This is a genomic window from Pseudomonas sp. PHC1 (genome assembly GCF_046487845.1).
GTDB classification, from domain to species: Bacteria; Pseudomonadota; Gammaproteobacteria; order Pseudomonadales; family Pseudomonadaceae; genus Aquipseudomonas; species Aquipseudomonas sputi.
In genome coordinates this window covers 157365-166544 of record NZ_JBJXHJ010000010.1, presented here as the reverse complement: position 1 = coordinate 166544, position 9180 = coordinate 157365, and the positions used below count along the sequence as shown (strand labels likewise).

Here is a 9180-nt window from a genome sequence, read left to right as displayed (position 1 = left end):
ATCGACCTGGCCGGCGTCAACCTGGCCAGCCACTATGGCGTGACACCGGGGGCGGGGGGCTTGATCGCCAGCGGGCACGATACGGCGACGATCATCAACGGGATGTTGAATGATCATTCGTTGAAGGTGGATACGGTGTAAACCGGAGCTGAAACGACAAAACCCGCCGCCCCGATCAAACGGGACGGCGGGTTTTTCTTTGCGCGTAGATCGTTCCCACGCTCCGCGTGGGAATGCAGCCCGGGACGCTCCGCGTCCCAAACAGCGGACGCAGAGCGTCCATTGAGGCATTCCCACGCATAGCGTGGGAACGATCAGGCGGCGATCAAGCCACAGCAGGCGCCTCGGCCTTCACTTCCAGATTATCCAGCACCCGGTTCACCGCCAGCTCCCCCAGCATGATCAACTGCGCAATCCCCAACAGCACATGCCGCTGCGGGCCATCCACCAACCCGGCGAAGTCATTGGCCATGACCTTGGCCGAAGTCAGGGTTTCGCAGGCGTCGGCCAGCAGTTCTTCACTGTCGATTCCGGGGGCGATCAGGTAGCGGGTGTTGGGTTTGAGCAGCGGTTTTCGGGGGAGCAGGGGATTGAGGTAATGATCGAGGGCGCGCTCGGCGGCTTCGTGGAATTTCTTGGAATCGAGGGTTTCGTAGGGCGAGGTTGTGTCGGTTTCAGGCGGGTTTGGCGTTGGTTTGATCATGGCGAATCTCCGTGATTGGATTTAGCCGCCACGACTCATCGCTAAACAAGTAAAGGTGGCGGCTGTACGCAGGTTAGCGATCCGGGTCACAGAAACCCCGGGTAGACCCGAAGGTCTCCCACGCACAGCCACCATTACGCCAAGTGCAGAGAAGAGACTGCAATCGGGATTGGGCAATTGTTGCGTCTGTAGGGAGTCGGATCGCTAAACCCGATCGCTGTTTTTCAGCGACCGCCAAACGATAGAACCCGCCCCCAAGGCGCACAAGCCGGCGGATTCTGGCGGATGCGTAGGCAATGGCGCAAGGTCGCGTGGCTTTGCGGACATGTTCTTAAACATGATTCAACTGGGTGTCAGGTTGAAAGGACTGAGTTGCGCCATCGCCCCTTGTCAGGACTTACGCAACGTCTTCTGCCGCAAGATATAAACCGTCACCAAAACCGCACTGGTCAGCATGAACCCCCGCGCCCACACCAGCGGCACCAGGTAGCACGAGAACAGAATGCTCGCCCACATCAGCCCGATCGCGTAGACCTTGCCCTTGAGCGGTATGCCGTTGCCGTCGAGGTAATCGCGGATCCATGGCCCGAGCCGGGGATGCTCGACCAGCCATTGATAGAAACGCGGAGAGCTGCGGGCAAAGCAGGCGGCTGCCAGCAGAAGGAAGGGAGTGGTGGGGAGAACAGGCAGGAAAATTCCGATCACCCCTAATGCCACGCTCAGCCAGCCGATGGCCAGCAGGCTGTAGCGCAGTATCAGGGGGCGGTTGCCTATGGGGTTGTCCATAGGCCGGATCTTAGTGGTGACGTGGCTTGAGGATCGCCGGCTTTTCGTCGGGCGCCTGGCACAGCAGGTACAGCGCGGTCAGGGCTTCCGGGATCTGGACGATCATGTCGTCCATCAGGTTGGCGTCCTTGGCGATGTCTTCGAACTCGGGCTGTTCGTCGAACAGGCCCGAACCGACCATGATCGGCAGGAGCATTTCGCTGACTTCTTCTTCGGCGGTTTCGAACCAGGCCGCTTCGCGCAGGAACACGCCTTCCATGAAGCCGATGCACCAGCCGCGCAGTTCGGAATCGTCCGGGTCGTCGCCCAGGTCGAGTTCGCACGGCAGCTCGAATTCTTCATCCGACGCCAGTTGGCGGGCGATGTGGGCCTTGAGGCCGATCAGCGTGGCTTCGATTTCTTCACGCTGGGCTTCGCTGCTGTAATGCGGCTCTTCGGCGAACAGGGCGTCGATCCACTCACGGTCCGGCACCACGTCGGCGCAGATCGACAGCGCGGTCAGGTAACCGTGAGCGGCCACGTAGTCCAGCGCCTCTTCATGCAGCTCGTCGGCGTCGAGGAAGACTTGCAGGCGGGTTAGTTGCTCGGCGAAGGACATTAAAGGGCTACCTTGGGGGAATAAACAATGCGGGAATTCTAGGCCTTCTTGAGCCCTCAAGCCAGCCGCACGGCAGATTTGCCCGTACAAGCTTCTTATCGGCGGTGCCCTTTGCCGGGGAGGGCTCGGGTATACTGCCGCGCTTTGCGATCCCTGCCGGCGTCGCGGCTGAATCTGTACGGCGTCATGCAATGCGCCCTTACGTTTTGTTTAAAGCAGCCTCGGCTGTCTTGAACCAGCCTGTGCAGGGATGTTTCGGTGGATTTTTGGAGTTTTTATGCTCGAACAGGCTCAACGCGTCCTCAAGGACATCTTCGGCTACGACAGTTTCCGTGGCCGTCAGGGTGCAATCATTGAGCGCGTGGCCAGTGGCGGTGATGCCCTTGTCCTGATGCCGACCGGCGGTGGCAAGTCCCTGTGCTTCCAGGTGCCGGCGCTGCTGCGCGACGGCCTGGCGGTGGTGGTGTCGCCGCTGATCGCGCTGATGGACGATCAGGTCGCCACCCTCGAAGAGCTGGGCGTTGCCGCCGCCGCGTTGAACTCCACCTTGAGTGCCGAACAACAGCGTGACCTCGCCAGCCGGATCAAGCGCGGCGAAGTGAAAATGCTCTACCTGGCGCCGGAGCGTCTGGTGCAGCCGCGCATGCTGTCGTTTCTGCAAGGCTTGAACATCGCACTGTTCGCCATTGACGAAGCGCACTGCGTATCGCAATGGGGCCATGACTTCCGCCCGGAATACCTGCAATTGGGGCAGTTGGCGGAAATGTTCCCCGACGTGCCGCGCATCGCCCTGACCGCCACCGCCGACAAGCGTACCCGCGAAGAAATCGTCACTCGCCTGCACCTGCAGAACGCCGAGCGTTTCCTGTCGAGCTTCGACCGGCCGAACATCTTTTACCGCATCGTGCCCAAGGAGCAGCCGCGCAAGCAGTTGCTGGCGTTCCTGGCCGAGCGGCGCAGCGACGCCGGCATTGTCTACTGCCTGTCGCGCAAGAAGGTGGAGGAGGTGGCCGCGTTTCTGACTGAACAAGGCTTCCCGGCGCTGCCGTACCACGCCGGTCTGCCCAACGATCTGCGCGCCTATCACCAGAAGCGCTTCCTCAACGAGGAAGGCCTGATCATGGTCGCCACCGTGGCCTTCGGCATGGGCATCGACAAACCCAACGTGCGCTTCGTCGCTCACCTCGACCTGCCGAAATCCCTTGAGGCGTATTACCAGGAAACCGGACGCGGCGGCCGTGACGGCCTGCCGGCAGACGCGTGGATGGCCTACGGTCTGCAAGACGTGGTGATGCTCAAGCAGATGCTGCAGAACTCCGAGGGTGACGAGCGCCACAAGCGTCTGGAGCAGCACAAGCTCGACGCCATGCTCTCGCTCTGCGAGGAAACCCGCTGCCGTCGTCAGGCGCTGCTGGCGTATTTCGACGAAGACATGCCCGAGCCGTGCGGTCACTGCGACAACTGCACCGACGGCGTGCAAACCTGGGACGCTACCGAGCCTGCGCGTCAGGCACTGTCGGCGATCTATCGCACCGGCCAGCGTTACGGCGTCGGCCATCTGGTGGACGTGCTGCTGGGCAAGGACAACGAAAAAGTCCGCAGCTTCGGCCATCAGCACCTGTCGGTGTACGGGGTCGGCAAGGCGTTGAGCGAGAGCGAATGGCGCTCGTTGTTCCGGCAGTTGGTTGCTCGCGGCCTGGCCGATGTCGATCACGAAGGCTACGGTGGGCTGCGCCTGAGCGACACTTGCCGACCGCTGCTCAAGGGCGAAGTGAGCCTGGAACTGCGCCGCGACCTCAAGCCGCAAGTCACCGCCAAGAGCGGCAGCAAGAGCCAGGCCAGCCAGCTGGTGCGCTTTGAGGAACGCGAACAGTGGGAAGCGTTGCGTGCCCTGCGGCGCAAACTGGCGGAAGAACACGGCGTGCCGCCGTACGTCATCTTCCCCGACTCGACCTTGCTGGAAATGCTCCGCAGCCAGCCGACCTCGCTGGCGGACATGGCCCGGGTCAGCGGTGTCGGCGCACGCAAGCTGGAGCGTTACGGCGAGGCCTTCCTCGAAGTGCTCGGCGGCGAGGCCGAGGCGCCGAAAGTGGTGGCCGACGTGCGCCACGAGCTGATCACCCTGGCCCGCGCCGGCATGACGCCGTTGCAGATCTCCGGTCAGTTGCAGTGCTCGGAAAAGAACGTCTACACCCTGCTCGCCGAAGCCATCGGCAAGCAGCAGCTGTCGCTGGAACAGGCGCTGGATCTGCCGGAAGACCTGATGGGCGAAGTCCAGGACGCGTTCCTCGACGGCGAAGGCGAGTTGCCGTCGGTCGCGGAAGTGGCCGAGCTGTTTGCCGGTCGTGTACCGGAAGGCGTGCTGTATTGCGTGCGGGCTGCGCTGCAATCGGAGTTTGAAATGTAAGAGGGCGTTTGTGCCAACCGTTACGGTTGTAACGATTCAGTACAGGACGGCTCTTGCCTATAGGCAAATGTCATGCTTAGCTGACTAATAATTAGTTTTTCTCTATTTCTTCAGTCTGATCATGAGTGTCTTATGCCGTTAACCGATCAACACCGCTTTGGCATGCAATTGGCCCAGATGTCTCGCGGCTGGCGTGCCGAACTGGATCGCCGGCTGGCCGGCCTGGGGTTGTCCCAGGCACGCTGGCTGGTGCTGCTGCACCTGGCGCGTTTTGAAGAGGCGCCGACCCAACGGGAGCTGGCGCAAAGCGTCGGCGTCGAAGGGCCGACCCTGGCCCGTCTGCTTGACAGCCTGGAAAGCCAAGGCCTGGTGCAACGCCAGTCCGTGATGGAAGATCGCCGGGCGAAAAAAATCGTGCTGTGCGCACCGGCCCTTCCGTTGATCGAACAGATCGAAACCATTGCCACGCAACTGCGCAAGGAGTTGTTCGAAGGCATCGATGAGGCCGATATGAAGGTGTGCATGCGGGTTCACGGGCACATTCTGGCTAACCTGGAAAAGTCTTGAGGCATAACCGCGTGCCGTTTTTTTGAGGGATCGCGCTGGGCAGACTATAAGAACTACTGGGCAATATCGTGTTCGTACCGGATGTGCGAACCCATAGAAGTCGGTTTTGCTTATTTAAGGGATGCTCATGCTCGGAAGTCGGCACGTGGTACTGCGTTGCGCCAACTCGTTGTTGGTGGCGGGTGTTCTCACCTGGTCCACCGCGTCATTGGCGCTGGGGCTCGGTGAGATCACTGTGCATTCAGCCCTCAATCAGCCGCTCAAGGCTGACATTGCCCTGGTGGATGTCGGGGGCCTCAGCGAAAGCGAACTGGCGGTCCGTCTGGCCTCGGCGGACGAGTTTGGCCGCGCCGGTGTCGAGCGCGTGTTCTTTCTCAATGACCTCAGATTCACCCCGATCCTGCGCGGCAATCGCAACATGATCCGGGTGACGTCCAGCAAACCGGTCAACGAACCCTTTCTGAATTTCCTGGTGCGGCTCGATCAGCCCAATGGCCACCTGCTGCGCGAATACACCGTATTGATCGACCCGCCGGGTTCGCCGGGTATTGTCCCGGCCACCGACGAACCGGATGTGCGTGCGCAATCGTCGGAATTCCCCACCCCCGAGGCTCCCTCCACAACAACGCCGGCCAAACCTGCTGCGCCGGTCCAGCCACCGGCCCCGGTCGCCGACGCGCAGGCCGAGCAGTTGGCGGCGAGCCTTGTGCAGAACCAGCAACTGCAAAAAACCATCGATGAATTGAACGTGAAGCTTCAGGCCCAGGAAGTGCTGATCGCTGACGGCAAGAAACAGCTCGGTGATGTGCAGGCCCGTCTGATTGAAGTGCAACAGGCGCCCCCCGTATCCGCGGCCCCCGCGGCCCCCGTGGCGCCTGTGCCGGCACCGGTCATTGCCCCGATCGAGGCGCAAGAGGATTCACTCAACTGGCCGCTGCTCGGCGGGCTGCTGCTGTTATTGGGATTGCTGGTGGCGGGGCTGTACGTGCGTCGGCAACGCCAGCAGGCGCAGGGGGCTGAGGCGCCGATGCCGTTCCTGCCAATACCAAACGCACCCCCGGTCGACGACGTCGAGCCGATGCAGCCGAGCACCGCTCAAAGTGCTGTCGAGGATCGCGAGGAGCACGCCAGCGGCGATGTGCTGGAAGCGGTCGGCATTTATCTGGCTTACGGACGCTTGGGCGAGGCCGCCGGTCTGTTGCGCGATGCGTTGCAGCGGGAGCCGGAGCGCATCGACCTTGGCGTGCAGTTGCTCGAAGTGCTGGGGCGTCAAGGCGAAACGCCGGCCTATGACGAGCAGGAAAGCCACCTGCGCCAGCTCGGGGTCGAGGATCAGCGCTTGCAGGACATTCGCGCCCGCTATCCGAAACTGGTCAGCGCCGCACCTGCAGTTGCGGCAGTCCCAGTGATTGCTACGCTGCCGATCGAACCCTGCGCGCCTTTGGAGCCGGTAGCCGAAGACAATTTCGAGCTGAACCTGGATCAGCTCTCGATGGCCTCCAGTTGGGATCTTGAGGAAACTCGCCCTGCACCCGAACAGGCCCCATCAACACTGGGTTCCGATCTGCAGGTATTGCCACAGGATTTCGAATTGCCGGAAACCCTGACCGACGATGCCGAGACCGCCGAACTGGAGTGGATCGCCGAACCTGAAGCGCAGCCGCTGGACGAGGACTTTCTCAACGAGTTTGGCGATCCCGGCTCGACGCTGTCGCTGGAACCACTGGCGCTGCATGCCCTGGAACCCGAACCCTCGGACGCCGCCAACGCCGGCAAACTCGAACAGGCCCAGACCTGCATCGACGACGGTGATCTCGACAGCGCCATTGCCTTGCTCAACGAACTGCTCAAGGAAGCCGACGAACCCCTCAAGCAAACGGCGCGCACGCTGTTGGCGGGGATTCGCTGACCGCTGTCAGAAGGTCTGGCCGAGGTTCAGGTACACCGCCTGTTCATCCGCATCGTTCAGGCCATAGCTGAAATTCAATGGCCCCAGTGGCGTATCGAAGCCGATGAACACGCTGGCGGCGTTGATGTAGCCGCTGTCGAACGCGTTGTCGTTGTTCCATGCCCGGCCACGTTCCAGCGAGGCACCGGCGTACAGCGGGAAGTCCAGCGGCAGGTACGAACGCGGGGTGAGGCGGCGGTAATACACCGCACGCATCAGACTGACGTTTTGTCCGGAGATCGCGTCTTCGCGGAAACCGGACAATTGCCGGGCGCCGCCAAGCAGGAAACTGGACGTCACCACATTGGCATCGTCCAGCGTACGGCCGTAACGGCCACCCAGAATCAGCGTGTCCGGGCCACTGCTCATGGCCTTGTCCAGTTTGAATTCCCACTGCCGGTAGCGTGTGTCGGAACCCAGGCTCGGCTCGAACTGCACCAGCGTCAGGCCGATGTCTTCGCCTTCGTGGGGGTAGTAGACGTTGTCCAGCGAATCGAACGAGTACTTCAGCGCATAGAACCCTTCGTTGAAGTTTTCGCTCGGTAGATCCTGATCGCCAATCCGCACATCCGCCTTGCCCCAGGCTTCGCCGACGCCGAAACGGACTTCGCCGCTGTTGCCGATCTGCCGGCCAAAGTTGAGGCCGAAGCCGTAGCGTTCGACGCGATACTGGGCGATCGGATCGTTGTCCAGCACCGAGTCGACGTTCTGTGCGGCAAACGATGCATAAGGCGCGACGAAGTAGCGAGAGCCCACGTCCAGTGGTTGATAGAACTCGCTGTACAACTCTTGTCTATCGCCGATCTGCGCCCGGGTCAGCCATTCCGCGCCGAGGCGGTTGATGCCGTTCATGCGGTAACTGGCGCCGAGGTTGAAGGCGCTGTCGCCGCGCATGTCATCCGACAGGTTGAGGCCGACCCGCAGGTAATCGGTGCCGGTGCGTTTGCCGCGGGCGCGGATCACCAGCGTGTGATCCGCGCCCTTGTGCACCACGCGGTATTGCACCTGCTCGAAGTAATCGAGTCCGTACAGGGTACCCATGTCGGTTTGCAGGCGGCCCAGGTCCAGTGGTGCGCCGATGTGCTGGCGGATGTAGTAGCGGATCACGTCATCGCCGACTTTCGAATCGTTCTCGACCTTGATCGCGGTGATGATCGGCGTGCGCTGGCCCGGCGCTCGAGCGGCATTGAGCTCGGCGTCCTGCGACTGCAGGGGTTTGAGGCGGGCGAGGCGCACGTCCAGAGCCTTGGTTGCTCGGTAGCCGGCGTCGATCATCTCCTGGCCTCGACCGAAGTCGGTGGCGCCGAAACTGGCCAGCGGCGGCTGGATCAGCACGTCGTCGGGATGGAGGCTCGCCAGTTGTTCTTCGGAGTTGCGCCGGGTCATCAGGGTGATCGACTGGTTCAGCACATCGACCACGGTCACCAGTTGCTTGCGATTGCGCAGCGGGGTGCCGATGTCGACCACGATGGCCACGTCGACGCCCATTTCACGGGCCACATCGAGGGGAATGTTGTCGGTCATGCCACCATCCACCAGCAATCGACCGTCGAGTTCGACCGGGGCGAACACCGCCGGGATCGACATGCTGGCGCGGATTACTTGCGGCAGATGGCCCTTGCGGAACACCACTTTTTCGCCGCTGGCAATATCGGTGGTCACGGCACGGAACGGGATGGGCAGTTTGTCGAAATCCCGGGTGTCACTGGTGTGGGCCAGCAGGCTTTCCAGCAGCAGTGCGAGGTTCTGGCCTTGAATCACGCCCAACGGCAGGCCGAGGCTGCCGTCGTCACGAAAGCTCAGTTTCTGTTTCACCAGAAAGTCGCGGTCGTCCTGCTTGCGCCGAAACGGTACATCTTCCCGTGGCGGGGCGTCGGACAATGCCTGTTGCCAGTCGATGGTCAGGGCGAGTTTTTCCAGCTCGTCGATCTTGTACCCCGAGGCGTACAGCCCGCCGACCACCGCGCCCATACTGGTGCCGGCAATCGCATCGATCTTGATGCCTTGTTCTTCCAGGGCCTTGAGCACACCGATGTGTGCCAGCCCACGGGCCGCGCCACCGGATAGCACCAGACCGACTTTCGGGCGTGTTGCCTCACTGGCATGGACGAGCAACGGCAGGAAACCAAGCAACAGGCAGATCAGAAGACGACGCATCGTGAGTCTCGGGG

Annotated in this window: 7 protein-coding genes; 3 read left to right on the top strand and 4 right to left on the bottom strand. The window is 61.9% G+C overall.

What is annotated here, in order from left to right; genetic code table 11:
* Positions 1–325 precede the first annotated feature (325 nt).
* The 3 genes from ACKJSM_RS15860 to ACKJSM_RS15850 form a co-directional block, all read right to left on the bottom strand.
* The gene (locus ACKJSM_RS15860; protein ID WP_410238214.1) at positions 326–703 is read right to left on the bottom strand and encodes a DUF6124 family protein; all 378 of its coding nucleotides are present in this window, start codon (positions 701–703) and stop codon (positions 326–328) included.
* 390 nt (positions 704–1093) lie between these two features.
* Positions 1094–1489, bottom strand: coding sequence for a YbaN family protein (locus ACKJSM_RS15855; RefSeq protein WP_410238213.1), 396 nt, complete (start codon positions 1487–1489; stop codon positions 1094–1096).
* A 10-nt stretch (positions 1490–1499) separates the two neighbouring features.
* On the bottom strand, positions 1500–2087 hold the full coding sequence (locus ACKJSM_RS15850) for a YecA family protein (protein WP_007958400.1): 588 nt from the start codon (positions 2085–2087) through the stop codon (positions 1500–1502).
* A 277-nt stretch (positions 2088–2364) separates the two neighbouring features.
* Here ACKJSM_RS15850 and recQ point away from each other — a divergent pair, with 277 nt between their 5' ends.
* From recQ to ACKJSM_RS15835, 3 genes are all read left to right on the top strand, one after another.
* Positions 2365–4494: a DNA helicase RecQ gene (gene recQ / locus ACKJSM_RS15845; protein WP_410238212.1), complete on the top strand. Its 2130-nt coding sequence runs from the start codon at positions 2365–2367 to the stop codon at positions 4492–4494.
* 132 nt (positions 4495–4626) lie between these two features.
* Complete coding sequence (locus ACKJSM_RS15840; RefSeq protein ID WP_115076960.1) at positions 4627–5061, top strand: MarR family transcriptional regulator; 435 nt, start codon at positions 4627–4629, stop codon at positions 5059–5061.
* 127 nt (positions 5062–5188) lie between these two features.
* Entirely contained in the window at positions 5189–6970 is a 1782-nt protein-coding gene (locus ACKJSM_RS15835; protein WP_410238211.1) for a FimV/HubP family polar landmark protein, read from the top strand.
* A 6-nt stretch (positions 6971–6976) separates the two neighbouring features.
* Here ACKJSM_RS15835 and ACKJSM_RS15830 read toward each other — a convergent pair whose 3' ends face one another.
* Positions 6977–9166 carry a patatin-like phospholipase family protein gene (locus ACKJSM_RS15830; RefSeq protein ID WP_410238210.1) on the bottom strand — a complete coding sequence of 730 codons (2190 nt, stop codon included), beginning with the start codon at positions 9164–9166 and terminating at the stop codon, positions 6977–6979.
* Positions 9167–9180: the final 14 nt, after the last annotated feature.

Coding starts and splice junctions, on each gene's coding strand:
- ACKJSM_RS15860 (WP_410238214.1), bottom strand. CDS start 703: ATGATCAAACCAACGCCAAACCCGCCTGAAACCGACACAACCTCGCCC.
- ACKJSM_RS15855 (WP_410238213.1), bottom strand. CDS start 1,489: ATGGACAACCCCATAGGCAACCGCCCCCTGATACTGCGCTACAGCCTG.
- ACKJSM_RS15850 (WP_007958400.1), bottom strand. CDS start 2,087: ATGTCCTTCGCCGAGCAACTAACCCGCCTGCAAGTCTTCCTCGACGCC.
- recQ (WP_410238212.1), top strand. CDS start 2,365: ATGCTCGAACAGGCTCAACGCGTCCTCAAGGACATCTTCGGCTACGAC.
- ACKJSM_RS15840 (WP_115076960.1), top strand. CDS start 4,627: ATGCCGTTAACCGATCAACACCGCTTTGGCATGCAATTGGCCCAGATG.
- ACKJSM_RS15835 (WP_410238211.1), top strand. CDS start 5,189: ATGCTCGGAAGTCGGCACGTGGTACTGCGTTGCGCCAACTCGTTGTTG.
- ACKJSM_RS15830 (WP_410238210.1), bottom strand. CDS start 9,166: ATGCGTCGTCTTCTGATCTGCCTGTTGCTTGGTTTCCTGCCGTTGCTC.